The following is a 24,811-nucleotide window of genomic DNA, read 5'->3' on the forward strand; positions in this document are numbered from 1 at the left end:
CTGACGAGTTTTTCCGGACTCAATCCGGACTCATTTGAAATAGCAATAGGAGCGTTTCGGTGCGTCTCTTTGCACAAACCGTCTCAGACGCCCTTTTATAAGGCGTTGTTATTGCGCGGTTTTGCGCTTTACTGCGTCTTAACTGTATTTCGCCGGGCGTAACTCTTAATCAGCGGGTCCAAGGTTCGAGCCCTTGTGTGCCCACCAAGCTCCGTTTCCGGTCTTACCCTTGAAATTGTATTTTGTGTAAAGTCAGAACATCAGTTCTCATTGCTGCATTGGCAGTCGCGGACTCATTCCGGACTCTTCCGCAGGAAAAAGTCCGGTCTACGCTAGAAAACTTTTTCTTTCGGGGATTTTTCAGCCCCGAAAATCTGGAAGCTCGTTCACAGCCACAACACGCCATAGACCATTGATGCGCTCAATGATTGAGATGGACAGATTCTGAATCGTAAACCGGAGCGCAATATCTGGATGAATGGCAAGTGCATGGGACAGGGCAGCCCGAATGGCGCCTCCGTGACTGACTACCACCATGTCCTGACCAGAATGCGTATTGGCAAGATCCTCTAGACCATGAGATACGCGCGCGCAGACGTCCAGCATGCTTTCTCCGCCCGGCGGAAGTTCGCTTGCTGACAAAGACCAAAACGGGTTTGGCGGTAGACGCAGAAGTGACAGGAACTGCTCATGAGGTGTTCCATGCCAGTCACCGATCGACTGTTCGACAAACCGTGTGTCCAGCATCACATCAGGACACTGAAAATCTCCAGCACAGCGAATCTGGATCGCCGTATCCCTCGCTCTTTGAAGCGGCGAACTATACCAGACAGCATCTGTAGGCAGACGACGTGCAAGTGCCGCATAACCACCCTGCTGACTGGCCATGGCGTCTTTGCAAAGAGGCACATCCATGGCGCCATACATTGTCTTGCGTGCGGCGGCCTCCACGACAGCATGTCGCACAAGCCAGAAACGCGTGATACCCCGAGGAAGCTCAGGGCTATCTAGAAAATGTCCGTGTGGAACGACGTGATCTGTCTGGGTCATGAAAAAGGCGCGTAACGGGGAACGGGGTTGGCGTCCAGCAGAACATTCCAATGTTTCAGGATCAATTCCAGTTTAGCGATCACTCTGCGGGCATCCCCACATTCCCGCTGCAATCTTTGCGATTCATCCAGTCCTGCGTGAGAGGGCTCTCCTGACACCAGTCTCGCGCCAGCACACAGGCGTAATGCACCCGCTGGGCCATCCAGAAGTGGATGAGGAACTGGAACAGGCTGTCCCAGAACACAGAGCAAAGCTGGCTCCCCTTCCCTCACCCAGGGTGATAGATCTGCGTTTAGCCAGCGATGCAGCTTTCGTGCATCTTCCAGAGCAAGCGGCCGCTCAGGCACCAGAGGATCATCCACTAAAAAGGACAGAATCGTGGGAACCGCATCCCAACGCCCGTCATCAACGGGCTGCCCCATGGGAAGCATTGTCAGTGACGGACACCGATTCACTATGTCGACGGCCTGCGCCATGAAAGACTCTAATCGATAGCGGATTGTGTCATCAGGTAGAGTAAAAAGTGCGTCCATCTCAGCGAGAGCGGCATGCCATCGCAGAGCGAGACCAATATTGTGGCCTGTGCTCAACGCGTTTTCATCCGATCCTTCCGGCCATTCATCACGATGGGCATAGTCTTTAAGACCGACCGGAAGGGATAACGACCGAAGACGATTGCGCAATTTTTCCGGCAGAAGAATGGCGCCACAAAATGGCGGTCCGGTAAAAAATTTTGAGCCCGTCACCACGACCATCAGACCACTCTCTACCCATTCAAAAACACGCGAAGGGCTGAGGCGCGCCTGACAGGCATCCACTACAACACTGAAATGTTCCCCAAGCTCGCGTCTCAGGATTTCGATGGTGTTCATATCGGGAGCAGCCAGACCGGTTTTAGACTGATCCAAGCGGTGCATCAGAACATGGCGTCCAGCTTTTACCTCTTGTCGCGCGAGTTCAAGACATTCGGCATTGATTTCTTCTATGGCTCGTGAGGTTCCATCCGAATGTCTGATTGTAACACCGATAAGACGGGTATCGGCAGGGAATCCCTCAATCAGTTCCCCTTTCCCGACCAGCGTGGCACATGCACTGTCTGCAGCAAAATGGCGTCCACACGCCGCTAGAGGTACACCACTTCCAGTCTCGTCTGGAGCAAGCAGGATGGAGCTGACAGGTCGCGTGGTTCCCGCAGCAACAAGAGCCAGAACTGCCAGTTCACAATCCGTCCCTGATGCCGAAAGCAATACGGCATCCTCTGGCAGGCCATAATGTCCTCCAATGCCAGCTCGCGCATTTTTGACCATTGCTTCCTGAACAAGGTCAGGGTCCTGCTTTGAAAGAAGTGCGTTCATCATCGCACATCGGGCTGCTTCTGCCCCTCCGAACCCTCGCTCTGACAAAGAAGATGCGGTTGACGACCCAAAACTGACAGCCCACGGACGTGGGCGATGCGAACAGGAATAACGGTTCAGCCCTGTTTCGGGATCAACTGCCAGTCTGGAGTCCCCTCCACTACTCATCAATGTTTCTGCCGGCGCCATAACGGGCCACAAACGCACGAGAATGGGTTGCAACCTGTTGGCATCCTGCAAAGTAAACTCTGGCGCCTCTGGCAACAGCAGTTTCAGGCTATTCCAGATATCAAGCAATATCTCGCTTCTCGGCACATCCCCCGCGCATATGGCCAGTTCAGTCGGAAGCGGACAGGATGCATTTGTATCGAGACCATGAAACAGCGCGGCAACACGCGCCGCAGCAAAACTGGCAAGACGTGCGTCTGCACCAGCATGGAGCAACCGGAAAAGTTCAACCGCCTGCCGTAGAAATGTTGGTGCCAGCGCCGGATTACGAAGACAGGGTTCCCCCAGCTTAAGACAGGCCCGCCCGGCAGGAGATTCCTGACCTGCCGTCAGATTTTCTCCCAACTGGAAAGGCTGCTGTAAGGAAATATCGAGCTCTGGCATGAGGCCTGCCGCAACGACCCTGAGATCCGGGCGTTCCAGCACATCAACGAGCGAGCGGGTTAATGTATCAGCCAGCATACCTTTGTTCTCCTGCGTGCCTCACAGGAGTGTCTGGGTAGCTCATTCAGCGATGAGGGGCGAGACCTTATGGTTGTAGAAATAGTTTCATTAGTATTACCGACAGCTCTGTTTGCGCCTCTTGTACAACACTGTAAGGTACTTTCCTGTGGCGGGGCTGATGCTCCTACCGTGATGTTAAGGAGTTGAAATGCGGATATTGTTGACAGGCGGTTGCGGCTTCATTGGTTCGGCCGTGGTGCGTCATATCATCAAGAACACCGAACACAGCGTGCTGAACGTTGACTGCATGACTTATGCAGCCTCTGAAGATACAGTTGCCGAAGTCTCTTCCGATCCGCGTTACTCTCACGCTCGCGCCAACATTGTAAACGGCGTTGAAATGCAGCGTCTGTTCGAGGAGTATCGCCCGGATGCCGTGATGCATCTGGCAGCTGAAAGCCATGTGGATCGTTCAATCGATGGCCCTGGCGTCTTCATCCAGACCAATGTTGTCGGCACCTATTCCCTACTGGAAGCTGCCCGCAAATATTGGAACGGTCTTGGAAACGAAGAAAAGGCCGCGTTCCGCTTTCATCATATCTCCACGGACGAAGTCTTTGGCCATCTTGAGCCAAACGATCCGCCATTTACAGAGACAACACCTTACGATCCGCGCAGCCCGTATTCAGCCTCCAAGGCCTCGTCCGACCATCTGGTCCGCGCCTGGTATCATACTTACGGTCTGCCAACCTTCGTAACGAACACCACAAACAATTATGGTGTCTGGCACTTCCCGGAAAAGCTGATTCCGCTCGTGACCATCAACGCCATCGAAGGGCGTGAACTCCCGGTTTACGGCAAGGGCGAGAACATCCGTGACTGGCTGTTCGTGGAAGACCATGCTGAAGCTCTGGTCCGCGCTGTTGAAATTGGCAAGCCAGGCGAAACCTACGCTATTGGCGCCCGCCAGCCGCGCACGAACCTGGAAGTCGTCAAGAAGATCTGTGCTGTTCTGGATGAACTCCTGCCAGATCCGGAAGGCCCGCGTGAGCGTCTGATCCGCTATGTCACGGACCGCCCCGGCCACGACTTCCGTTATGAGATCGACCCGTCCCATGCGGAAAAAGAGCTGGACTGGAAAGCCAAGCACGACTTCGAAACTGGTATCCGCAAGACGGTTCAGTGGTATCTCGACAACCGTGACTGGTGGGAGGGCATCCGCTCCAAGCGATACACGGGACAGCGACTGGGAACACGCGCATGAGCACGATCGACACGAAGCCCATGAAGGGCATTATCCTGGCTGGCGGTTCGGGCACGCGCCTGTATCCCATGACGCTCGCTTCCTCCAAGCAGCTTCTGCCGGTTTATGACAAACCGATGATCTACTACCCTCTTTCCACGCTGATGCTGGCGGGAATCCGGGACATCATGATCATCACGACCCCGCATGACATGCCTCAGTTCCAGCGTCTTCTGGGCGATGGTTCCCAGTTCGGCGTGACGTTTGAATATCGAATCCAGCCCTCCCCCGACGGTCTGGCCCAAGCCTTCCTGATTGCCGAAGACTGGCTTGACGAATCCCCCTGCGCTCTGGCGCTCGGCGACAACTTGATCTTCGCCGATCATCTAGGTGTGCTACTACGTGCAGCCGCAAACCGTCCTGAAGGTGCGACGGTCTTCGCGTATCAGGTTCGTGACCCCGAGCGTTACGGCGTGGTTTCATTCGATGAGAGTGGCAAAGCACTCGAAGTCGTTGAGAAGCCGGAAAACCCTGAATCAAACTGGGCCATCACAGGTCTTTATTTCTATGACCACCGTGTCGTGGATTTTGCCAAAAAGGTGAAGCCGAGCCCGCGTGGCGAACTGGAAATCACCGATCTCAACCGCATGTATCTTGAAGAAGGCACGTTGCAGGTTGATCGCCTCAGCCGCGGCTGCGCTTGGCTCGATGCTGGCATGCCCGATAGCCTGATGCAGGCTGGCAGCTTCGTACAAACCATTCAGTCCCGTCAGGGCATGCTGGTTGGTTCGCCTGCTGAGGTTGCTTTCCGCAACAAGTTCATTACCGCTGACCAGCTTCGCGATCATGCAAAGCGAATGGGTAAAACTGAACTAGGCCGCCTGTTGCTTGAACTGGCAGACCACGGCGTCTGAACTATCCGCGCTGCCTGACCCGGTCAGGCAGCGTTTTTTCTATTGAGGCATAATCTGTCTTTATTTCCAGATCTAATTTTTGAAGGAAACCGTCATGAAGGTTGAACGGCTCGCCATTCCAGACGTCATTCTCGTTACGCCTCCTCGCTTCAGCGATAATCGCGGCTTCTTTTCCGAAACCTATAATTTTGACCGTATGACAGAGGCTGGCATCAACCTGCCTTTCGTTCAGGACAATCAGAGCCTTTCTGTTGAAAAAGGCGTTGTCCGTGGTCTGCATTGCCAGTTAGCCCCTTACGAACAAGGTAAGCTTGTTCGCGTGACGCGCGGCGCCATCTGGGATGTGGCAGTCGACGCCCGTACGGGCTCTCCAACCTATGGCAAATGGGTTGCAGCTGAGTTGTCTGCTGAAAACTGGTCCCAGCTCTGGGTTCCGCCCGGCTTCCTGCATGGTTTCGTGACGCTCGAAGAGAACACCGAAGTGCAATACAAGTGCACGTCTCTTTACAGCAAGGTTTCCGAGCGCGCGGTGATCTGGAACTCTCCGGAACTGAACATTGACTGGCCTGTTTCCGAAGAAGAAGCGGTTCTGTCTGACAAGGACAAGATCGCACCGCACTTCTCCGAAGCCAAGGGCTGGTTCCAGTACGAAAAGTGAGTAACGTCATGTCCAGCACAGGTTCCATCCTCGTCACGGGCGGCAATGGCCAGCTTGCGACATCTCTCGCCACTTTGGGCGGTGACCGCATCATTCGTGTCGGCCGCCCTGAGTTCGATTTCGACAAGCCGGAAACAATCGCCGCTGCGATTGAGAAGTATCATCCGGCTGCTGTCGTGAATGCGGCAGCCTGGACGGCTGTCGATTTGGCCGAAACAGAAAAAGACGGTGCAGAACGCGCCAACTGTTCTGGCCCAAAGGCGCTTGCTGAAGCCTGTGCCAAGGCTGGCATCCCTTTTGTGCATGTCTCTACGGACTATGTCTTTTCTGGTGACAAGGGTGCGCCTTACACTGAAGAAGATCCGACCAATCCTGAGACGGTCTATGGCAGCACCAAGGCTGACGGAGAACAGGCTGTTCTGGCAGCCAATCCGAAGAGCATCGTTCTTAGAACGTCTTGGGTCTATTCAGCCCATGGCAAGAATTTCATCAAGACCATGATCAATGCAGGAGCCAAAAATCCGGCACTGAAGGTCGTGGGAGATCAGAGCGGCAATCCAACCAGTTCCGACGATCTGGCTGAAGCCATTCTGGCCATTCTGGCTCTGGTGGAAAAAGACGGCTGGAAACCGGAATATGCTGGCATCTATCACGCCAGCGGAACCGGAGAGACGACCTGGCATGGTTTGGCAGTCGCCGCGCTGGAAGAAGCCGAGAAGCATGGTCAGGCCATGCCAACGGTTACAGCCATCCGAACAGAAGACTGGCCCACTCCGGCCAAGCGTCCGCAGGATTCTCGTCTGGATTGTTCAAAACTTCACCGCATTTTTGGCGTTAAAATGCCTGAATGGCGTGAGAGTGTAGCCCGTACGGTGCATCGTCTCTTTACGGCTTCGTAAGTTTTATGGGCCATTCCTGACAGAATGGCCTATTTTGCAGTTTTACCGTTCTCATAAGGATGTCATGTCTTCTCCTCAATCCGGCCTCCCCCGCTGGAACCCGCAGATGATCCGGGGAGGAGCAAGCTTAGGTGCCGATAGAACGACGCGCGTCGCCATTTTACTGTCCCTTTACAACGGCGAATCTTACCTCAACGCACAACTCGATAGCATTCTGGCCCAGTCTCATACGGACTGGGTTTTATACTGGCGAGATGACGGATCGACGGATGCGTCGCGAGTCATCATGCTTTCTTTCGCGGCACATCGGGGCCACGGACGGTGTGTTGAGGTTACGTCTATTCCTGACGTCAAAGGTGTTGGCGCCTCATATCTCCATCTGCTGAACTCTATTCCTGAAACGCCATTTATTGCGTTTGCTGATCAGGACGATGTCTGGCACCCCAAAAAGCTGGAATGGGCCGTAAACTGGCTTAAAACGCAGCCTTCAGATGTCCCGGCAATCTATTGTGCCCGCCAATATTTGACGGACAGCAACCTGAATGTCTTCAGCAAATCCGAACGGTTACATCGACAACCCAGTTTCGCCGCGGCTCTAACCCAGAATATCGCTACCGGCCATACAGCTGTCATTAACGCCGCTGCCTGTCATCTCCTGCATGGCACGACTCCGCCTTCTCATACCCTGCATGACTGGTGGGCCTATCTTCTGACTATGGCAGCAGGCGGCGAGATTTTTTTTGATAATCGCTGTGTGAGTTATTACCGCCAGCATTCCCGTAACACGGTCGGCGCAAAACATTCCAAGTTCAAACGCGGCCTCTGTGCCATCAAACGCGGGCCAGGCGCTTTCATGACTGCGTTTGAATCGAATGTACAGCGCCTTCTCAGCTATCCGGACATGCTGACGTCGGAGTCCAAGGATCTTCTCGAAGATCTGTCTCAGGCCAGGACGCTCAAAGCACGTTTCAAACTCATTTGGAAACGGCCAGAGCTTCAGCGCCAGACCTTCTGTGAAACGGCTGTGTTTCGCCTCTGGTATCTTCTGGCAACGCGCTGTCACTAAGCCTTCAAGCCAAGTTCCTGCCTCATGGCGGCCATGAAGGCTTTATCCTGCTCCAGGCTGAAGGGTCTGGCTGCAGCGTAATCATAGGCAATACTGGCAGCTTTGATCCGCTTGTCTTCCTCCTCACTTACATAGCGAGGCACGATATGCGTATGAAGCGACGGCGCAAGATTGCACCATGTTTCGTAATTGATCCGGGACGCACCTGTTACAGCAAGCAGGGCATCTCCGGCAGCAGCCATGTCCAAAAGATATTGCGCCCTCGCCTCTCCCTGTAAATCGTTCAGGGATGAAACAATGGGATCTGCCAGTAACTGGCAATACCCTGGAAGCGGTTGCGTTTCACCAAGGACCAGCCAACCGGATTTCATACGCCCAATAACAAACGGGTTATTGCCACTTCGCGCAGCAATAACCCGTTTTGCGATAACGTCCATATTGGTTCCTCCTGAAGAAAGGAGGAACCGTATCATGCTGCGGACCGAGCGTCCTCTTCATCTTCTTCAGGCACAATACGCTTGTTTTCCCGTGTCGGACGGAAACGGTTTTCCAGTAGGGCATCTTCGATGTCTTCAAGGGATGCACCAGAAGTTTCTGGCACAAAGAAGAACACAAAGATCACAGAGGCCAAGTTGACCAAGGCGTAGAACCACATCGTCCATGTCAGGCCAATTCCTTCGGCCATTGTCAGTGCCGTACTGGTCACAAGCAGATCTGCCCCCCACAGCGTCGCTGCGTGCAGGGATGTTGCCTGCCCACGCATGGAAAGCGGGAACATTTCCGCACCAAGAAGCCAACCGCAAACCTGAATGCCACCAGAGTTGAACATCATGAACAGCAGAAGGAAAGCAACGATCAGATAAGATCCAACGCTCCCCGGAGCCGGATGGCTCATGAACATGATGCCCAGACCAACCAGCGACAGGGCAGCCCCTGGGCCCATGATCAGCATGAGACGACGACGCCCAATCCGGTCCACAAACAGACAGCCCAGGAAAGTCATGATGCAGTAGACAATTGCCACGCCAAGGGACGCCCATAGGGCGGAGGACGCACCAAACCCAGCATCGTTCAGGAAGGTTGGAGCATAGTAGATCATCATCTCCAGGCCACCACACTGGGTAAAGAAAGCGACGCCAAGAGCAGCAACCAGCGCCGGGCGCACCCAAGGCTGGAAGAGGCCACGCCAGCCGCGGTTCTTAGGATCAATGTCCGTTGCGTTCTCGCGGATTGCTTCCACTTCTTTGCGCACTGCGCGCTTGGTCGTCCGAATACGACTGAGATGGAGAATGGCGTTCTTCATGCCCTCATTCTCGGCCGACCAGCGAGGACTTTTTGGCATAAAGAACATGGAGACGAAGACGATGGCGGCAGGAATGGCGGCAATACCCACCATTGGGCGCCATCCCCAGTTTGTCCGCTGGGTCAGACCAATGATGTTGGCAAGCAGAATGCCTAAACCGATGGCAACATTGAACATCGTTACCAGACTACCGCGCCGTTCCTGAGGTGCGAGTTCCGAAATATACATCGGAACCACCTGTGTAGAGCCACCAACAGCAAGGCCAAGCACGAAACGGGCCGCAATCAGGCTCCAGACATCAGGAGAGAATGCGCAGGCTGTCGCACCAAGAACAAACACCCCACTGACAATGCAGGTTGTTGTCCGACGGCCAAGTTTCTCGGAAAGAGAACCGGCTCCAAAAGCACCAAAAACCGCTCCCAGAAGAATAGCAGAGGCTACGCTTTCCTTCATGGTGGAATTCAGATGGAAGTCTTCACCGATAAGAGGAAGAGTGCCAGAAATGATTCCCGTATCGTAGCCGTAAAGACCACCGCAAATTGCGGCGACCATAGCGGCCAGCATCAGGATCAGTTTCGCATTCGGTGAGACCTCGATTTTGGAGAGGTCTATCTGTTCACGAACAGGTCGAGATGTTTTCGTATCATTTGACATAGCGATACTAACATAGGGCAATCTGTCAGGTTTTTCGCGCCTACGCTGTTTTTTCGTAAAAAACTATATTTTCCGTATAGTGTGGCCTTAAAGTGGCTATAAGCAGAAAACGTGTGGAGGTTTATAATGCCGTCTCAGAATCCGGATACAACGCGTGATGCGCCCGTCATTACGCTAAAGGCGCTCATTATTCTTCATATTTGCCTGATTGCCTTTATCGGGTTGATTCATTTTCGTCTTGTGACAATGACAGCCCATTAACGTCTGACCAGACAGGCCATTCCATAACAGGCGGCGGCACCAAGACCGATCCAGAACGGAACGGGTATGTCTGTCATCCATGACAGAGCGAGCCCTCCCCAAGAGAGAAACAAAGCCAAAGCCACGGCGCTTACCAAGCCTGCAATAGGTCCAAGACCTAGCCTCAGCGCTGTTGCCGCCGGGCCAACCATCAGGCTGAAAGCCAAAAGCGCGCCAGAAACCTCTGCGCAGGCAGAACACGCCAAAGCCGCGATTGCCATAAAACCGAGGGATGTAAGGCGAACAGGAACTCCACGGGCCTGAGCAACATCCGGCATCAGGCTTGCAAACAGAAGCGGCCGGCCAAGAAAAACCAGTCCCGACAAACACAATACCGCAACGCCCGTTAGAGCCAGCAACGTGGGCATATCAATGCCAAGAACATCTCCAAATAGAAGCGTTGTTGCCATGCTGGAAGCACCGTTCGCTTCGTGCAGAAACCATGTGCCCAGACCAAGACTGGCAGCAAGAACGAGGCCAATCATGCTGTCCCGGTGGGGCGATAGAACAACGCCTTTTGCTTCACTCCCCATCGCAAGACCGGCGAGCAGACTGAAAGCAATCATGCCATAAAGAGGCGAAACGCCCAGCCAGACCGCCCCGGCCGCTCCACTGAAGCCAATATGAGACAAAGCGTGGGCTGCAAAAGCCTGACGCCGCAGAATCAGAAACCATCCCACTGTTCCGGCCAGCACAGAAACAATCGTGCATCCCAGAAATGCATGTTGCATGAATTCGAACTCAAACATGCAGACTGCCATTTTCCAGCTTCAGAATACGCGACACTTTCCCATCCAGAGCTTCCGTCTCATGAGACGTCATGAGAATGGAAATTCCGAGCTCCCGTGTCAGGGTATCCAACAAAGATACAATCTGATGCTGCGCCTCGTGATCCAGCGCTGCCAAAGGTTCATCCAAAAGCAACGTCTTCGGGTTGTCTGTCAGGGCTTGGGCAAGACAGACCCTTTGGCGCTCGCCCCCCGACAGCAGACCAAGAGGCCGCCGGGCAAAAGACAGCGCACCCGTCAGAGCCAGCAAGCGTTCAGCATTCTCCCGCCGGTTGCGAGACGGGAGAGAAACCCCCCATTGTGCACCGTTCATCGCGGCCATGACATGACTGATTGCCGGGATCATCAGAGCAGCATCATTCAGGCCCTGAGGCATGTAGCCAATCTGTTTACAGGCCGTTTCAGGCGGCTGCCCTTTGACAAGAAGGACCCCATTTTGCAGGCGAACAAGACCAAGACAGGCTTTTAGAAAAGTCGATTTTCCGGAACCGTTTCGACCTGCAAGAAGTGTCATTCCCGTTATGGGAACTGTCAGCGTGACATGGTCCAGAATGGTTTTGTGCCCTGCACAGAGCGTAACCCCGTCAAGGAAAAGGTTATCTGGATGCGCCATCAAGGGCCTTCTGAACAGACTCAATAATTGAAGACACCCAGTCCTGCCATGACAATCCCGGAGGCAATGTTTCCCCAATCACAGCGATGGGCATACCACGCTCTTTGGCCTTCTCCACCATTCGGTCAATTTGCGGCGACCTTACAGCAGGGTTTACAATCAGCAGCTTGACGGTCTTCTTATCCAGCGCAGTTTCAAGCGCTGCTACATCTTGGGGAGTAGGCTCTGCATGATGCATGGCAGCCAGAGCAAAACCTGTATCCACAATATGTAACCCCATATTCTGGATAAGATCAGCCCCGACTGGCTCCATCGCAGCGATGGCTGTTCCCTCGTAATTTTGACGCAGTTTTTCACTACGTGTTTCCAGATCATCAATCTGTTTTAGGAAAATATCCAAGCGCTGTTGAACCGCTTCTTGATTCAGCCCCTGCTTGATCAAAGCACGTGCTGTAGCCAGAGCAACCTTACGAACGGCCATTGGATTGAGAAACAGATGCGGATTGTCACCCACTTTCCACCCAGCTTCCTGCGCAGCAATAATGCGAGATGCAGAAGACGAAACGAATGGAAGCGCCCAGTCATCATAAGTTGCGCCGTTGAGCACAACGAGTGCCGCATGCGCCGTCTGACGTGCCATTGAGGGAGTCGGCGTCAGTTCATGAGGATCAATACCGGGCGTTGAGATCAAAGCCTGCGTCGTAATTTCAGATCCGCCAATCTGAGCAACAATATTACACCAGACAGATTCAACGCAGACCACAGGCATGGTTGCGGCAGAAGCAACAGGTGCAGTCAGCAGCGAACCGACCAGACACAGGGTTCGGAAACGATGCATGAGTTTCCCCGACGGAGCCAGAAGGACGGACGTTATAAGATAACATCTTCCGTCTGGCTATCCTCGGGAAGGCTGTCTGACGTAAAGTTCGGTGGCGGCAGCAATAACCTTGCGCTGATACGCCATGTTCAGAGGAAGGGTTCGGGAGTGATAATCCCCGATTGCGCGCAGCAGATTACCATGCTCGTTATCCAGAGCTGTTCTCAAAATCATTGCCGCCGCCGCGACATTGAAACACGGTTCCAGAGCCAGTCTGGCCGCAACCTGTGATGGTGTCTGATGCGTCATGGAAGCAATGGGCAGGATCCATCGTGAATTGATCTGCATGAGGCCAATATCGACAGATCCATCTGTATTCTGGCTGACTTTCCCCATCACACCGCCTTCAACCCGCTGGATAGCGGGTAGAACACGAGGTGGAAGCCGGTAATGCATGGCAGATGCCAGCATGCAGGCCAGAATAGCAGCAGCCATAACATCCTGTTCTTTCTTTTGAAGAGATCACGACCCTAGCATCCCCTCACCCGAGGTGTCATCCTTCAGGAAAATGTCAAAGAATGAGACTTTCTAAATGAGCGAACAGGACACATCAGCCACATTAACTCTGGATGCTCTGGGGATCGCTTACCAACGCCGCATCTACGATTACGACCCGTCTGCCGGAAAGCTGGGGGTGGCTGCTGCCACTGCGCTAGGCCTGGCACCTGATCATGTGCTGAAAACCCTGATGGTGCAGATCGACGGACGTCCCGCCTGCGTTGTTCTTCCCGCAGATCGTGAACTGGATTTTGTGCGCGTAGCGACAGCTTTTGGTGGAAGAAAAGCCAAGATGCTTTCGCGTCAGGATGCCGAGCAGAGAACAGGTTACAGGATCGGAGGTGTCAGTCCGTTCGGTCAACGCAGCGTCGTACCAACAGCTTTCGAACAAAGCGCCATGGACGGACCACCCGTTGTTATAAACGGTGGAGACCGTGGCCTCCTCCTGGAGCTGGCTCCTCAGGATGCGTTACTGGCAACAGGGGGCATGATTGCTGATCTGGTCAAGCCACCTGGCTGACCTATGCCAAACCATAATCATACTATGGCTACACTATATATTCTTATGGAAAATTTTAGGGAAACTGGTGGAGCCAATCGGGATCGAACCGACGACCTCTTGAATGCCATTCAAGCGCTCTCCCAACTGAGCTATGGCCCCACTGTTTCATCTGCGACCTCATTGGGGTGAGGTCGGATGTGGGCGGTATATAAGGATGTTTTTCCGCTGACAAGCCAAAAAAAGCACTTTTTAAGTCAGAATTATTTTCTGGGCTCTCAGGGCCTGCAAAAGAGGAAGACGCTGCAAACCGAGAACAGCATCGTGATCTCCAACAATTCGGGAAAACAACTGAACGCCAAGCCCTTCAAGCCTATAAGCCCCAACGCAGCCCAAAAGAGCCTCCCCTTCCTGTTCGAGATAGGTCTCCAGAAAAACCTCCGAGAACTCTCGCATGGTCAGTTCCGGAACAGCCAGGTTCGCCCAGATTTTTTGCATGCCTCGATAAAGCACTACCGCCGTTTGAAGGCGATGTGTCCGGCCTCTTAAGGCTCTTAGATGATGCTTTGCCTCTTCCAATGTCTTTGGTTTGGCAAATGCTATTCCGTCGAGGTCAAGAATCTGGTCTGCCGCGATGATGAAATCTGTCTCCAATCCTGCGTCCGCTGCTTTCAATGCCTTTGCGTCTGCCAGGATTATTGCCGTCTGACCAAGAGACTTGCCTTCTGCTTCACAGGTCTTTCGCAAATCCTCTTCATTTACGTCCACGGGTCGCAGATGGAGTGTCAGACCGCTTTCTTCCAGAAGTACTCGTCGTGCCAAAGATCCGCTCGCGAGAATTAAGGAAGTACTCAGTGTGGTCATAAGATGCGACTCCAAACTATCGACGGCACGTGTCTGTGCGAGTACTGCGTATGACCCGGTGAAAAGATTGTGTCAGTACTGGGGTACATGGGGACAGTACTCGGAGTCCCCGGATGAGGTACCGAGTACCGTGGATTGTTGGGTACACCCTCTGAAACTGGGGGTTGTACACAGGGGGTCTGTGAGTAAAACGGGATAGAATCCTGGGCCCCTTGCATCGCTGCGGTTTTCGGAGTTGTACACAGTGTGAGTAAGACGGGGTACATTTTTAGAAAGCCGGGTACCCCAGTTTCCACAGGGATCATCCTATCCTCCAGGATTTCTTTCTTTTTTCTTTCATGGTTAGTGAGCGGCATGAATTCGGAAAACGCACCCCTCTCCCCCTCTTCCAAACCGCTTCTCAGAGCGCTCAAGGGTGAAGCCGTATGGCCACCGCCAATCTGGCTCATGCGTCAGGCTGGTCGTTACCTTCCGGAATTCCGTGCCATGCGGGATAAGGCTGACTTTCTGACACGTTGCATGACACCAGACATGGCGGAAGAACTGACGCTTCAACCCATTCGTCGCTATGGCATGGATGGAGCTATCCTGTTTTCAGATATTCTGATTCTGCCCTGGGCCATGGGGCAGTCGCTCGAATTTATTGAAGGTCGTGGGCCAGTTCTGGGGGCAATTCGATCTGCGGCAGATCTGCAAAGACTGGATCCGAAACGCGTTCTGGAGGCGACGGCCCCTGTAAGGGAAACCCTTTCTCGTCTGAGCAAGTCCCTCCCTGAGGTCACGACTTTGCTAGGATTTGCCGGAAGTCCTTTCACTGTGGCGTGCTACATGGTTGAAGGCGGCGGATCGCGCGATTTTGCAGCGACACGGCAGATGATGCAGACCGAGCCGATGCTTTTTGATCGACTGATTGAAACTCTCACAGTCAGTACTGCAGAGATGCTTTGTGGTCAGATCGAAGCAGGCGCAGAAGCTGTCATGCTCTTCGATTCCTGGGCAGGGATTCTGCCGCCGACAGCATTCCGACGCTATGTTATTGAACCAACCCGCCAGATTGTGCGTCATATCCGGGAGAAGCATCCAGGGACGCCGATCATCGGTTTCCCGCGTCTGGGAGGAATCATGGTGCGGGAGTACGCAGAACAGACCGGCGTAAATACGCTAGCTCTGGATACCGTAGCGGACCCGGCCCAGATTGCAGAACTGGTACCCGAGATCACCCTTCAGGGTAATCTGGATCCCATGGCTCTTTTCTCGGGCGGAGAAGCCATGATACGCGAAGCAAAGGCTATTCGGGATGCATTGAAAGGCCGACCTCATGTGTTCAATCTGGGTCACGGCGTCATGCAGCATACGCCACCTGAGAATGTTGGGGCTCTTGTTGATGCGGTGAGGGCTGTATGACGACAGCTCTTGACGTAGAAGGCCAGTTAAAACTGGTGATTTTTGATTGCGATGGCGTGCTCGTGGACAGTGAGCGGGCTTCCTGTCAGGCAACAGCAGAATTTGCCCGTTCCCTTGGTTTGGCTATTTCGGATGAAGCTGCTCACGATCGTTTTGCGGGGAAAGCCTTGCCGCAGATTGTAGAAGAACTGGAGACTGAACTGGGACATGCTCTCCCAGAAAATACGGCATTCAAAATGCGGGATAATCTTGTACGCATTATGAAGAAAATGGCGGAACCTGTAGAGGGAGCGCCAGAAATGATGCAGAAAATACGGTCTTTGGGAATGCCATTTCGTGTTGGTTCAAATTCTTCGATCACAGAGATGGAAGTCAAGTTTGAACGTGCGGGGATGGCAGATTTTTTCCCAGAAAACCGGGTTCATTCAGCGAATGACATGGATGAGCCAAAGCCGTCTCCGGAAGTGTACCTGTACGCAGCAAAGAGAGAAGGTGTTCTGCCAGAAAACTGTGTCGTGATCGAGGATAGCGATACAGGTGCGGAGGCTGCGCGTCGGGCTGGTATGAGTTGTATATTACTTCGCTCAGAAGATCTGCCGCTCCCCCCATTCTGGCCTTCGCCAGGTTTTGTGAGAATTACCCACCTGTCTCAGTTGGTACCACTGCTTAGTGACGTGGTTGAAAGCCAGAAGCAGGCATGACAGATTTTGTTGCCACGCATCTGAGTTGGTTTCTTTCCCTGCATATCATGGCGTTTACGGCATGGATGGCGGGAACATTCTATCTACCCCGGTTGTTTGTGTACCATACACAGACAATCCCGGGTACCCCTGAAAGTGAGCGTTTCAAGATCATGGAACGCAAGCTTCTTCGGCAAATCATGACACCGGCAATGATCGTCACGGTTCTTGTTGGTGGTCTTATGGCATCTGTTCCAGGTCTGGTAGATTGGCACAGTGGCTGGTGGTGGACGAAACTGCTCTGCGTTGTTGCTCTGATGGGTTTTCATGGTGCATGCAGTCAATGGAGAAAATTATTTCTCAAGGATCAGAATACCCATTCAGAAAAATATTATAGAATAGCGAATGAAGTTCCAACTATTCTTATGGTTATTATTGTTGTTATGATCATTGTTAGACCATAATTTAAAAATATTATATTTCGTAAAAAAAATACAAACCGATTACGGTTTTAAGGCCGCATTTGGGTTAATGAGACCTGAGTGATATGGTTTTTCCCACTTAGGTGTTAATGTAATCAGACTTACCGTGTTGGTCATTTTGAAGTGGATCTAGGCAGATGACGGCTTTTCCAACCGTAGCAATAGCGCTTTTTGTCAAAAATGAGTTTTCTGACATTGCGGGATGGATTGCCTGGCACAGAGCTCTGGGCGTCAAAACTTTTTTCATTTTTGATGATCATTCTTCAGACGGAACTTGGGAAATTATCCAATCTGCCGCATCTGTCTGCGATATCAGAGCTATGCGGACAGATCCTATTGAGGAGCCTGATTTCTATCAGAGGCAGCGGAAAAGCTTCATGGCCGCGGCTGAAATGGCCAAAGGTCAGTACGACTGGATAGGATTTCTTGATGGTGACGAGTATGTCTATCTGAAGCGTCAGGACAGCTTGCCCGAGTTTTTTTCAAAATTCGACCATGCTGACGCAGTTGCTCTGTCCTGGCGTATTCAAGGAAGTTCTGGCCGGGTTGTAAGACCCAAAGTCACGACAGTTGAAGCGTTTGTTCAGCACTCAACACCTGAATTGGGCGATAATCGGCTGATCAAAAGCTTTGTGCGTCCTGAAAAGATGGGGAGCCATTATCATAATCCTCATTGGTATGACATTCCCGTAGATCGTTACGTCAGACCTGACGGCCGTTTGGTCAATGGACAGGATGCAAACCAGGACATCGATTGGAATGATGCCTTTGTCATGCATTACATCTGCCGAAGCATGGAACATTATATCCAGCGGATTAAAAGACGGTTGAATGCTGACGTTGGCGATTCCACGGTGTACTGGGAACACTTTAATCGCAATGAACTGGCGGACTACGAGCCGTTGCGCTTCATCGGTCAAACTCACCGTATATTGCGAGATATTTACCGTGTAATGCTTGACCGTGCCATCTCGACGCTACGGGATACCTGGTACAAGGTCGAAGGCGGAAACATGTTCTCTCCTCGCGGAGATGGAGCAGCAACGGTTTTTCAGGTGAAGTCAGCTTTTGATACCAGTCTCTACCTTCTCCCTCATGAAAACCGTATCATGCACACAACGGCAGAGATTGCTGAACAAAGTCATCTGATTCCGGTTTATGCGGCCGTCCACGACGATACGCCAAATGCTGTGACATTCTTTTACGAGGAAGATGGACAACCCGGAACTCATCGTCTTATTCGCATGCAGCGAGATGATCGTCTTGCAAGCGAACTCGTCTATAGTCTTCGGTCCTTTGGAGAAGGGCAATACGCTGCTTATAACCCTGTCACTAATCTACATCTTGTTTTCATTCCTAACCCGACTGAAAATCAACCGCAGGGTATTGAGCAGGTCGCGGCAGAACGTCGTGAAGTAGGCGGATGGGAGAAATTCACGCTGCTTCCTGTTGAGAATATTTTCTACGGTTCTAATCGTGCTCCGCTTTCTTTTGTTCCCGGGAAAGAGACAACTTCTCACGATATTCTCGTGTGGCTCGTAAGCGCTGCAGTTGCACCAACTGCAGAAGAGTTTCTGCGAGTTCTTGCTTCCGTTCCTCTTTCAGTTAGAGAGGAGATTTCATATCGTGTTCCAGGACTGCTTTGGACGTTTGTTTGAGTATCGATAGAGGGTCGAAAATTATGATTTTGCCCTATAAACGAAAGAAAAGCCTGTTTGTAAAAACAAGGGTGGGCTTCTTGCACATGAGACTGACCCTCATGACAACGAGAAGTGTGGCCTATGACGCATCAACGTGCGATGCGTCATAGAGTATAAGTTGGCGTTAGTGGGGAACATACAGTCAGACCATCCAGAATTACAGTGGTGGGTGATCTCGACGACGAAATCCAGATACAGCGCTTACGGATCTTGTCCAGGATCATGTGGATACTGGCATCTTTCGGACTAATCTTTTGCTCAGGTAGTCACATCCAAAAAATAAACCACATTCCACAGATGTCCTAAAACAGGCCCTTAGGCTTGTGATAGAAATCGGAGAATGGCCGAATACAGTTCACGAGACTGACTACAGGACAAAAAAACAGCTTTCCTACCCTGTAAATCCGTTCTCGAAGTCGAAAACAATTTGAGGCATATACGGCCTGAAATTCAGGGGGCAGGAAGAGGTTGGCTTAGCTCATGCGTTATCTTGTTACCGGTGGTGCGGGATTTGTTGGCAGTCATGTCGTTCTGGCACTTCTGGACGCTGGGCATGAGGTCGTTGTCCTTGATAATCTTAGCACAGGGCATCGGGAAGCCATTCCACAAAGTGTTCCGTTTCATCAGATTGATTTGATGGACTATGATGCGACCCGTTCCGTTGTTGCTCAGCATAAATGGGATGGCGTTCTGCATTTTGCAGCCCTGTCTCTGGTAGGAGAAAGCGTAAGAGCGCCGTTTCATTATTTGCGACAGAACTATTTGACCGGCCTGAATTTGATTCAGGCTTGTACGGAAGCAGGCGTCAAAAAACTTGTTTTTTCATCTACGTCAGCTTTGTTTGGTGGACCTGAACGCTCTGAACCGATTCCCGAGGCTGCTCTCATTGAGCCTGGATCCCCCTATGGAGAGAGCAAGTTTCTGATTGAGCGTGTTCTGCATTGGGCAGACTCTATTTATGGTTTGCGAAGTGCATGCCTTCGCTACTTCAATGCTGCCGGAGCAGATGCAGAGGGTCGAGCCGGTGAAGATCATCGGCCTGAGACGCATCTCATTCCTTTGACAATTGATGCCGTTCTTGGGCGTCGCCCTCCCCTTAAGCTGTTTGGAACAGATTATCCCACTTCAGATGGGTCATGCGTGCGGGATTATATTCATGTAACGGATCTGGCTGATGCTCATATCCTTGCGCTTGAGCAGATTGAGACACGGAGCGTTACCTACAATATTGGTGATGGTCGCGGGTATTCCAATTTTGAAGTCATTCAGAGCATTGAGCGGGTCAGTGGTCGGAAAGTTCCTTGGGAAGTTGCTCCACGCAGGCAGGGCGATCCGGCAGTATTGATTGCTGATTCCACCACACTTCAGAAAGAAACTGGGTGGAAGCCGAAATTCGGAACGCTGGACCAAATCGTTGAGACTGCCTTTCGATGGCGCAAGGCCCATCCGGATGGCTATGGGGATTGAAAGTCAGAATATGGTCTCACATGAGACCATATTTGACGCCTGTCATCTCTTCAGACACTGACCAAAGCCGTGCGGCCAGTTGATGATCCTGAGCCAGTTCTGGCCAGATTGCCTCTCCTGGTATGCCTGTGCGTTCGCCTTTTCCCTGTGGACCATAATATTCTCCATCCAGGGCTTCTGGCGATGCTAAAGCATAAAGAAGCGGCCAGGCTCCTTCCTCTACCGTTTGCCCCAGAGCGTGAAATACAGGTCCCGCAAAATTGCGGGCAATGCGACGTCCCCAACGGCTAAGTGGATTGCCTGCTGTATCCAGTGCACCATTATTGGCAACGATATTGCTGGCGGCCCAGCCCGGATGGGCTGCCCGTGAGTGAATAGGCCATGGAGCCTTATGAGCCCGGCGGTTCAGCTCAGCAGCGAAGAGAAGGTTGGATAGTTTGCTTTGTCTGTAGCGCGCCATGGGGCTGTATTGGTGGCGTGCGTTCAGATCCCCAAACGGTAGTTCTCCCTTGAGGGCGGCGAGGGAGGCTACGGTCATGACAGTAGCATTGCCAGCAGCCAGCAGGGGCAATAACCGGCCTGTTAAAGCGAAATGACCAAGATGGTTTGTGCCAAATTGCAGTTCGAACCCGTCTTTTGTTGTCAGTCGGGATGCGGGGGCCATAATACCTGCATTGTTGGCCAGCAGATGGATCGGTTGACCCCTGTCTCGTAAAGCCGTTGCAAATTTGGCGACAGAAGCAAGGGAAGCAAGATCCAGAACTTCGAAGCGTCCCTGAACGCTGGGCACTCGCTCATACAGACGGTTCAGAGCAGCACGACCTTTCTCAAGGTTGCGCCCACTCAGAATAATGAAGGCCCCCCGTTGTGCCAGACCACAGGCCACTTCAAATCCAAGCCCCCCTGTTGAGCCGGTAATGAGAGCGGTCCGGCCATCCAGACGCTCCAGCGTGTCAAGAGACCAGGCAGCGTGAGGGGAGCGTGTCATTCGTGTTTTCCTTTGTCTTTCGCATTCGAATGTGAATGCTTTTCCTCTTCTTCAGCCTGCTTCATGGCTTCATCCGTTAGGCGTTTTTCGTTCTTCTTGAGAAAGAGAAATGCTCCAATCAAACAGCAGACTCCGATGGCCGCGAGCCCGATGCCAACCGGTCCGGTGATCTTTTCAATCTGCTTTCCCAACTCGTAAGTGATGAAGGCATAGCCGCCAGCCCAGAACAGTCCACCTAAGGCATTGAAAAAGAGAAACGAATGCCAGGGCATTCGGTTTGCTCCGGCCAGAAGGGCAACGAAAACCCGTAGGATGGCAACGAAGCGTCCAAGGAAAACAACAATGCCGCCATGTTTGCGGAAAAGATATCGTCCCAGCATGAGACGCTCTTCCGTCAAGCCGACTTTTTTGCCGTGCTTTTTCAGAATGCTGTAACCAAAATGATGGCCCAGCAGATATCCGAAATTATCCCCCATAATGGCACCGGTGACCGCAGCCAATGCGATCCACTCGATATGAAGGTGGTGCGTGCTGCCTGCATACAGGGAGGCTGCGATGATGATACTCTCTGCGGGAAGCGGCAAACCCATGCTTTCCAGCATGACCGTCACGCCAATGACGCCATAACCATATTGCTGGAGCAGATGATCGAGAAATTGCGTGAGGTGAAACAGTGTCGTGATCCCGTAGAGAAGATGGCAGAAGACAAAGCCGCCGGTTACGATACTAGGACATCAGACACAGGATGAAAAATGACTGAGCTTTGCCACTCCCCCGCTGCTGGAAACTGGCCTTCCTGGGTCGGCCCCGACCTTGTTGCCGGACGGACGCTGTCATTCGCTGAACTGAAAACTGCGGGGGACTGGATTTTCTGGCTGGAGACCCGGCCTGAAGAACAGGGACGATCGGTCATTGTGGGTCGCAGACCTGATGGCATTCTGGTGGACCTGACGCCTTCTGAGCGGAGTGTTGGCACCCGTGTTCATGAATATGGCGGTGGTGCGTGGGATGTTCGTCTGAACAACGGCAAACCAGAAGTGGTCTTTAGTGATCGGAAAACAGGTGGCCTTTGGGTCAGTAATGGAGCGGGCTGTTTGCGGGTGCTTTATGGGCAATGCGTGCCAGAACGGCGCTATGCCGATCTGACATGGGATCCGGGGGAAAACGGCGTTTTCTGTGTTCGGGAGACGCATGGCATCGGAATACCTGTCGCCGCGCTTGTCCATGTTGATCTGACGGGAACGGAGAGAGTGTTTGCAGAAGGAGCAGACTTCTATGCTGCACCGCGTCCCTCTCCTGACGGTGCTTTTCTGGCATGGTTTTCATGGCAGAATCCGGAAATGCCCTGGACGGTGACAACGCTGAATGTGGCGTCTCTGGATCGAAGCAGTTTGACGCTAGGCCTGGCGACGGATCTGAGTGGAGACGAGAAATGCAGCATTATCGAACCAAGATGGGCGGAGGATGGAACACTTTATGCAACATCCGATGCCTGTGGACGCTGGTCGCCTCTCCGGTTCATTCGTGAGGGGGACAGTTGGACGGGCTGTTTTCTGCCTCCGGTAGATGCAGAAATCGGTCTTCCACATTGGGTCTTTGGCCAAAGAACGCTTTTGCCGCTCGCACATGGAGAACTCCTGGCGCTGGGGATTCGTCAGGGCCGGAATTGTGTTCTGTATTTCTCAGAAGGCCAGTGGCGCGATGTTTCGATGGGGGCTCCGGTTAATGTCCCGGAGCCACTGACGAATGGTGATTTCGCCTGGATCAATGCTGCGGAAGATGCCGCTCCTGCTCTTGCCGTTGGCGATATGAGGGGTGCTTGTGAATATTTTCGTTCAAGCATTTCTTTTCCCGACGGTGTTACGCAGGACGATCTGTCTAAACCTGAGCCACTTTCCTTCCCGACGGCAGACGGTAAGGAAGCTCATGCTCTTTTCTATCCACCGGCGAGTAGTTCGTTCAGTCTTGCGGAAGACGAAAAACCTCCGTTGGTCGTAATGGCCCATGGTGGTCCGACGGGACGAGCCAATCCGTCTTTTGCCTTCAAGATTCAATGGTGGACATCGCGCGGTTTTGCCGTTCTTGATGTGAATTACCGAGGCTCAACAGGGTTCGGGCGTCAATACCGGCAGGCTCTGGATTTGCAGTGGGGCATTGCGGACGTGGAAGACTGTCTGGCTGGTGTGCGGGCGGTGATTGAGCGTAAGCTGGTGGATCCCGACAGATGTGTCATCCGGGGCAGTAGTGCTGGTGGCCTGACTGTTCTGGCTGCGCTGGCTCATTCAGACCTGTTCGCTGCCGGAGCGTCGCTTTACGGCGTGACGGATCTTCGGGCGCTGGCTGAAGAAACGCATAAGTTTGAAGCTCGGTATCTGGATGGTCTGATTGGGCGCTATCCAGAAGACGAGGCTGTGTACCTCGAACGTTCTCCCATAACGCATGCTGCCAAAATCAATGTTCCGGTCCTGTTCCTGCATGGAGGGGCAGATAAGGTTGTGCCTCTATCACAGGCTGAGGCAATGAGCACAAAACTCGAACAGTCAGAATTGCATGTTTATCCAGAGGAAGGGCATGGATTTCGGGATCGCAATGCTGTTGAAGATGCTCTGGTAAGAGAGCTGAATTTTTACCAAAGGGTTTTCGAACAGAAATAGTACGATCAGATGACGAGCTCTTGTCACGGTAATCAAGAGTTTCTCAAGGATGAGTCACTGGTCTGGCTGTGCTAAACATCGCACTTCATCCTTCTGTATATTTTTATCAGGCTCCTACATGAAACAGCGTGAACTTGGACGCACTGGCATTAAAGTCAGTGAAATCTGCCTTGGGACGATGACCTTTGGACAGCAAAACACTGAAGCTGAAGGTCATGCCCAACTCGATATGGCGCTTGAGAGCGGTATCAATTTTATCGATACCGCCGAACTGTATTCTATTCCGCCGCGCGCCGAGACCTATGGTGCGACGGAAACCATTGTCGGAAGTTGGCTGAAAGCTCGCGGGGGACGAGACAAGATAATTCTTGCCAGTAAGGTTGTCGGCCGCAGCTCTTCGCCTTGGTTCCGGCCTGGTGGGGAAGAAGCGCGGCTGACGCCTGCTCAGATCCGTTATGCCATTGAAGGCTCTTTGGGTCGGCTGGGAACAGACTATCTGGATCTTTACCAGCTTCACTGGCCTGACCGGAAAGTAGGCCTGTTCGGGGAAGGCGGGACGACATTTCGTGACCTTCCAGATGCTGATGAAGTGCCTGTTGATGAGACCCTTGGCGCTCTGGCAGATCTGGTTGCAGAGGGTAAAATCCGGCACGTTGGGCTGTCCAATGAGACGGCTTGGGGGGTGTCGCAGTTTTTGGCTGCCTCAAAAACCGGGCTCCCGCGCGTTGCTTCCATTCAGAACGCCTACAATCTGATTAATCGGACCTTCGAGATCGGTCTTGCAGAAATGTGCCTGCGGGAAAATGTGGGACTTCTGGCTTACTCTCCACTGACTCAGGGGTATCTGACCGGAAAATACCTCAACGGGGCTCGGCCGGCTGGAGCGCGTACGACGCTGTTCAATCGTGGACAGCGTTATGAGAAGCCTGGGGTAGATGTTGCAATTGAGGCCTACCATGCACTGGCGCAGGCAGAAGGGCTGGATCCTGTCCAGTTAGCCATTGCTTTTGTAACATCGCGCCCGTTTGTAACGTCCAATATTATTGGTGCGACAAGTACAGAGCAGTTGAAGACCATTCTTGGTTCTGTTGATCTTGAGATCACGCCGGAACTGGAAGCGAAGATCAACCAGATCCATCAGGTGCATTCCAATCCTGCACCCTGACAGTGTATGAATACGGAG

At 52.6% G+C, this 24,811-nt stretch carries 25 protein-coding genes and 1 tRNA gene; 14 read left to right on the top strand and 12 right to left on the bottom strand.

What is annotated here, in order from left to right; genetic code table 11:
* Positions 1-360: 360 nt before the first annotated feature.
* Together GJA01_RS05935 and GJA01_RS05940 are read right to left on the bottom strand one after the other, a co-directional pair.
* Positions 361-1,050 (bottom strand): histidine phosphatase family protein, encoded by a 690-nt coding sequence (locus tag GJA01_RS05935; protein WP_062504974.1) that lies wholly within the window; start codon positions 1,048-1,050, stop codon positions 361-363.
* Positions 1,047-3,095 (bottom strand): hypothetical protein, encoded by a 2,049-nt coding sequence (locus GJA01_RS05940; RefSeq protein ID WP_062504976.1) that lies wholly within the window; start codon positions 3,093-3,095, stop codon positions 1,047-1,049. Before GJA01_RS05940 ends, GJA01_RS05935 begins: the two co-directional genes overlap by 4 nt.
* Before the next feature lie 190 nt (positions 3,096-3,285).
* Here GJA01_RS05940 and rfbB point away from each other — a divergent pair, with 190 nt between their 5' ends.
* The 5 genes from rfbB (at position 3,286) to GJA01_RS05965 (ending at position 7,857) form a co-directional block, all read left to right on the top strand.
* A complete protein-coding gene (gene rfbB, locus GJA01_RS05945; protein ID WP_062504978.1) occupies positions 3,286-4,341 on the top strand; it encodes a dTDP-glucose 4,6-dehydratase in 1,056 nt (351 codons plus the stop codon).
* A gap of 20 nt (positions 4,342-4,361) precedes the next feature.
* Positions 4,362-5,234: a glucose-1-phosphate thymidylyltransferase RfbA gene (gene rfbA / locus GJA01_RS05950; RefSeq protein ID WP_172794494.1), complete on the top strand. Its 873-nt coding sequence runs from the start codon at positions 4,362-4,364 to the stop codon at positions 5,232-5,234.
* A 94-nt stretch (positions 5,235-5,328) separates the two neighbouring features.
* A complete protein-coding gene (rfbC, locus tag GJA01_RS05955; RefSeq protein ID WP_010502913.1) occupies positions 5,329-5,892 on the top strand; it encodes a dTDP-4-dehydrorhamnose 3,5-epimerase in 564 nt (187 codons plus the stop codon).
* A gap of 8 nt (positions 5,893-5,900) precedes the next feature.
* Entirely contained in the window at positions 5,901-6,791 is an 891-nt protein-coding gene (gene rfbD / locus GJA01_RS05960) for a dTDP-4-dehydrorhamnose reductase (RefSeq protein ID WP_010502914.1), read from the top strand.
* A gap of 64 nt (positions 6,792-6,855) precedes the next feature.
* Positions 6,856-7,857, top strand: a complete 1,002-nt coding sequence (locus GJA01_RS05965) for a glycosyltransferase (RefSeq protein WP_231875894.1) — start codon at positions 6,856-6,858, stop codon at positions 7,855-7,857.
* Here the strand turns inward: GJA01_RS05965 and GJA01_RS05970 are convergent.
* The gene (locus tag GJA01_RS05970) at positions 7,854-8,294 is read right to left on the bottom strand and encodes an HIT family protein (protein WP_062504980.1); all 441 of its coding nucleotides are present in this window, start codon (positions 8,292-8,294) and stop codon (positions 7,854-7,856) included. The genes GJA01_RS05965 and GJA01_RS05970 overlap by 4 nt on opposite strands.
* Positions 8,295-8,326: 32 nt before the next feature.
* Complete coding sequence (locus tag GJA01_RS05975) at positions 8,327-9,814, bottom strand: sugar porter family MFS transporter (protein ID WP_062504983.1); 1,488 nt, start codon at positions 9,812-9,814, stop codon at positions 8,327-8,329.
* A 126-nt stretch (positions 9,815-9,940) separates the two neighbouring features.
* On the opposite strand from GJA01_RS05975, the gene GJA01_RS15535 reads away from it, so the two are divergent.
* A complete protein-coding gene (locus tag GJA01_RS15535; protein ID WP_255312266.1) occupies positions 9,941-10,075 on the top strand; it encodes a hypothetical protein in 135 nt (44 codons plus the stop codon).
* Here GJA01_RS15535 and GJA01_RS05985 read toward each other — a convergent pair.
* From GJA01_RS05985 to GJA01_RS06000, 4 genes are read right to left on the bottom strand one after another with little or no spacing between them, the layout of a single operon-like run.
* The gene (locus tag GJA01_RS05985; RefSeq protein ID WP_062504984.1) at positions 10,072-10,863 is read right to left on the bottom strand and encodes a metal ABC transporter permease; all 792 of its coding nucleotides are present in this window, start codon (positions 10,861-10,863) and stop codon (positions 10,072-10,074) included. The two genes, GJA01_RS15535 and GJA01_RS05985, sit on opposite strands and share 4 nt — an antisense overlap.
* The gene (locus GJA01_RS05990) at positions 10,856-11,515 is read right to left on the bottom strand and encodes a metal ABC transporter ATP-binding protein (RefSeq protein ID WP_062504987.1); all 660 of its coding nucleotides are present in this window, start codon (positions 11,513-11,515) and stop codon (positions 10,856-10,858) included. Before GJA01_RS05990 ends, GJA01_RS05985 begins: the two co-directional genes overlap by 8 nt.
* Complete coding sequence (locus tag GJA01_RS05995; protein WP_062504988.1) at positions 11,499-12,353, bottom strand: metal ABC transporter solute-binding protein, Zn/Mn family; 855 nt, start codon at positions 12,351-12,353, stop codon at positions 11,499-11,501. The genes GJA01_RS05990 and GJA01_RS05995 overlap by 17 nt, the downstream gene beginning before the upstream one ends.
* Before the next feature lie 57 nt (positions 12,354-12,410).
* Complete coding sequence (locus GJA01_RS06000; protein ID WP_010502927.1) at positions 12,411-12,827, bottom strand: lytic transglycosylase domain-containing protein; 417 nt, start codon at positions 12,825-12,827, stop codon at positions 12,411-12,413.
* Positions 12,828-12,924: 97 nt separating this feature from the next.
* Here GJA01_RS06000 and GJA01_RS06005 point away from each other — a divergent pair, with 97 nt between their 5' ends.
* Positions 12,925-13,410, top strand: coding sequence for an aminoacyl-tRNA deacylase (locus tag GJA01_RS06005; protein ID WP_062016557.1), 486 nt, complete (start codon positions 12,925-12,927; stop codon positions 13,408-13,410).
* Between the two features lie 65 nt (positions 13,411-13,475).
* On the opposite strand, the gene GJA01_RS06010 is transcribed toward GJA01_RS06005, so the two are convergent.
* Positions 13,476-13,551 (bottom strand) — tRNA-Ala (locus tag GJA01_RS06010).
* Between the two features lie 90 nt (positions 13,552-13,641).
* The gene (locus GJA01_RS06015) at positions 13,642-14,253 is read right to left on the bottom strand and encodes a Maf family protein (RefSeq protein WP_062504989.1); all 612 of its coding nucleotides are present in this window, start codon (positions 14,251-14,253) and stop codon (positions 13,642-13,644) included.
* A 354-nt stretch (positions 14,254-14,607) separates the two neighbouring features.
* On the opposite strand from GJA01_RS06015, the gene hemE reads away from it, so the two are divergent.
* The 5 genes from hemE (at position 14,608) to galE (ending at position 19,986) form a co-directional block, all read left to right on the top strand.
* Positions 14,608-15,657, top strand: coding sequence for a uroporphyrinogen decarboxylase (gene hemE, locus GJA01_RS06020; RefSeq protein ID WP_062505063.1), 1,050 nt, complete (start codon positions 14,608-14,610; stop codon positions 15,655-15,657).
* Complete coding sequence (locus GJA01_RS06025; RefSeq protein WP_062504990.1) at positions 15,654-16,358, top strand: HAD family hydrolase; 705 nt, start codon at positions 15,654-15,656, stop codon at positions 16,356-16,358. Before hemE ends, GJA01_RS06025 begins: the two co-directional genes overlap by 4 nt.
* Positions 16,355-16,801, top strand: a complete 447-nt coding sequence (hemJ, locus tag GJA01_RS06030) for a protoporphyrinogen oxidase HemJ (RefSeq protein WP_062504991.1) — start codon at positions 16,355-16,357, stop codon at positions 16,799-16,801. Before GJA01_RS06025 ends, hemJ begins: the two co-directional genes overlap by 4 nt.
* 155 nt (positions 16,802-16,956) lie before the next feature.
* A complete protein-coding gene (locus GJA01_RS06035; protein ID WP_010502939.1) occupies positions 16,957-18,477 on the top strand; it encodes a glycosyltransferase family 2 protein in 1,521 nt (506 codons plus the stop codon).
* A gap of 522 nt (positions 18,478-18,999) precedes the next feature.
* Complete coding sequence (galE, locus tag GJA01_RS06040) at positions 19,000-19,986, top strand: UDP-glucose 4-epimerase GalE (protein WP_062504992.1); 987 nt, start codon at positions 19,000-19,002, stop codon at positions 19,984-19,986.
* A gap of 16 nt (positions 19,987-20,002) precedes the next feature.
* Here the strand turns inward: galE and GJA01_RS06045 are convergent, their stop codons facing one another.
* Both GJA01_RS06045 and GJA01_RS06050 read right to left on the bottom strand, forming a co-directional pair.
* Positions 20,003-20,974, bottom strand: a complete 972-nt coding sequence (locus GJA01_RS06045) for an SDR family oxidoreductase (RefSeq protein ID WP_062504997.1) — start codon at positions 20,972-20,974, stop codon at positions 20,003-20,005.
* Positions 20,971-21,576 carry a DedA family protein gene (locus GJA01_RS06050; protein WP_010502943.1) on the bottom strand — a complete coding sequence of 202 codons (606 nt, stop codon included), beginning with the start codon at positions 21,574-21,576 and terminating at the stop codon, positions 20,971-20,973. The genes GJA01_RS06045 and GJA01_RS06050 overlap by 4 nt, the downstream gene beginning before the upstream one ends.
* Positions 21,577-21,726: 150 nt before the next feature.
* Here GJA01_RS06050 and GJA01_RS06055 point away from each other — a divergent pair, with 150 nt between their 5' ends.
* Both GJA01_RS06055 and GJA01_RS06060 read left to right on the top strand, forming a co-directional pair.
* Positions 21,727-23,628, top strand: a complete 1,902-nt coding sequence (locus GJA01_RS06055; protein ID WP_062505000.1) for an alpha/beta hydrolase family protein — start codon at positions 21,727-21,729, stop codon at positions 23,626-23,628.
* 118 nt (positions 23,629-23,746) lie between these two features.
* Positions 23,747-24,793, top strand: a complete 1,047-nt coding sequence (locus tag GJA01_RS06060) for an aldo/keto reductase (protein WP_062505002.1) — start codon at positions 23,747-23,749, stop codon at positions 24,791-24,793.
* Positions 24,794-24,811: the final 18 nt, after the last annotated feature.

The organism is Gluconobacter japonicus, assembly GCF_002723975.1.
GTDB lineage: Bacteria > Pseudomonadota > Alphaproteobacteria > Acetobacterales > Acetobacteraceae > Gluconobacter > Gluconobacter japonicus.

What these genes read in the sequence shown, in the direction of transcription:
- hemJ (WP_062504991.1), top strand. Translation starts at nt 16,355, where the DNA reads ATGACAGATTTTGTTGCCACGCATCTGAGTTGGTTTCTTTCCCTGCAT.
- GJA01_RS06025 (WP_062504990.1), top strand. Translation starts at nt 15,654, where the DNA reads ATGACGACAGCTCTTGACGTAGAAGGCCAGTTAAAACTGGTGATTTTT.
- GJA01_RS05990 (WP_062504987.1), bottom strand. Translation starts at nt 11,515, where the DNA reads ATGGCGCATCCAGATAACCTTTTCCTTGACGGGGTTACGCTCTGTGCA.
- rfbD (WP_010502914.1), top strand. Translation starts at nt 5,901, where the DNA reads ATGTCCAGCACAGGTTCCATCCTCGTCACGGGCGGCAATGGCCAGCTT.
- GJA01_RS06015 (WP_062504989.1), bottom strand. Translation starts at nt 14,253, where the DNA reads ATGACCACACTGAGTACTTCCTTAATTCTCGCGAGCGGATCTTTGGCA.
- GJA01_RS06005 (WP_062016557.1), top strand. Translation starts at nt 12,925, where the DNA reads ATGAGCGAACAGGACACATCAGCCACATTAACTCTGGATGCTCTGGGG.
- GJA01_RS05995 (WP_062504988.1), bottom strand. Translation starts at nt 12,353, where the DNA reads ATGCATCGTTTCCGAACCCTGTGTCTGGTCGGTTCGCTGCTGACTGCA.
- GJA01_RS06035 (WP_010502939.1), top strand. Translation starts at nt 16,957, where the DNA reads ATGACGGCTTTTCCAACCGTAGCAATAGCGCTTTTTGTCAAAAATGAG.
- GJA01_RS06060 (WP_062505002.1), top strand. Translation starts at nt 23,747, where the DNA reads ATGAAACAGCGTGAACTTGGACGCACTGGCATTAAAGTCAGTGAAATC.
- GJA01_RS15535 (WP_255312266.1), top strand. Translation starts at nt 9,941, where the DNA reads ATGCCGTCTCAGAATCCGGATACAACGCGTGATGCGCCCGTCATTACG.
- GJA01_RS06000 (WP_010502927.1), bottom strand. Translation starts at nt 12,827, where the DNA reads ATGGCTGCTGCTATTCTGGCCTGCATGCTGGCATCTGCCATGCATTAC.
- GJA01_RS05970 (WP_062504980.1), bottom strand. Translation starts at nt 8,294, where the DNA reads ATGGACGTTATCGCAAAACGGGTTATTGCTGCGCGAAGTGGCAATAAC.
- GJA01_RS06045 (WP_062504997.1), bottom strand. Translation starts at nt 20,974, where the DNA reads ATGACACGCTCCCCTCACGCTGCCTGGTCTCTTGACACGCTGGAGCGT.
- GJA01_RS05965 (WP_231875894.1), top strand. Translation starts at nt 6,856, where the DNA reads ATGTCTTCTCCTCAATCCGGCCTCCCCCGCTGGAACCCGCAGATGATC.
- hemE (WP_062505063.1), top strand. Translation starts at nt 14,608, where the DNA reads ATGAATTCGGAAAACGCACCCCTCTCCCCCTCTTCCAAACCGCTTCTC.
- GJA01_RS05935 (WP_062504974.1), bottom strand. Translation starts at nt 1,050, where the DNA reads ATGACCCAGACAGATCACGTCGTTCCACACGGACATTTTCTAGATAGC.
- GJA01_RS05985 (WP_062504984.1), bottom strand. Translation starts at nt 10,863, where the DNA reads ATGTTTGAGTTCGAATTCATGCAACATGCATTTCTGGGATGCACGATT.
- rfbB (WP_062504978.1), top strand. Translation starts at nt 3,286, where the DNA reads ATGCGGATATTGTTGACAGGCGGTTGCGGCTTCATTGGTTCGGCCGTG.
- GJA01_RS06050 (WP_010502943.1), bottom strand. Translation starts at nt 21,576, where the DNA reads ATGCTGGAAAGCATGGGTTTGCCGCTTCCCGCAGAGAGTATCATCATC.
- GJA01_RS05975 (WP_062504983.1), bottom strand. Translation starts at nt 9,814, where the DNA reads ATGTCAAATGATACGAAAACATCTCGACCTGTTCGTGAACAGATAGAC.
- GJA01_RS05940 (WP_062504976.1), bottom strand. Translation starts at nt 3,095, where the DNA reads ATGCTGGCTGATACATTAACCCGCTCGCTCGTTGATGTGCTGGAACGC.
- rfbA (WP_172794494.1), top strand. Translation starts at nt 4,362, where the DNA reads ATGAAGGGCATTATCCTGGCTGGCGGTTCGGGCACGCGCCTGTATCCC.
- galE (WP_062504992.1), top strand. Translation starts at nt 19,000, where the DNA reads ATGCGTTATCTTGTTACCGGTGGTGCGGGATTTGTTGGCAGTCATGTC.
- rfbC (WP_010502913.1), top strand. Translation starts at nt 5,329, where the DNA reads ATGAAGGTTGAACGGCTCGCCATTCCAGACGTCATTCTCGTTACGCCT.
- GJA01_RS06055 (WP_062505000.1), top strand. Translation starts at nt 21,727, where the DNA reads ATGACTGAGCTTTGCCACTCCCCCGCTGCTGGAAACTGGCCTTCCTGG.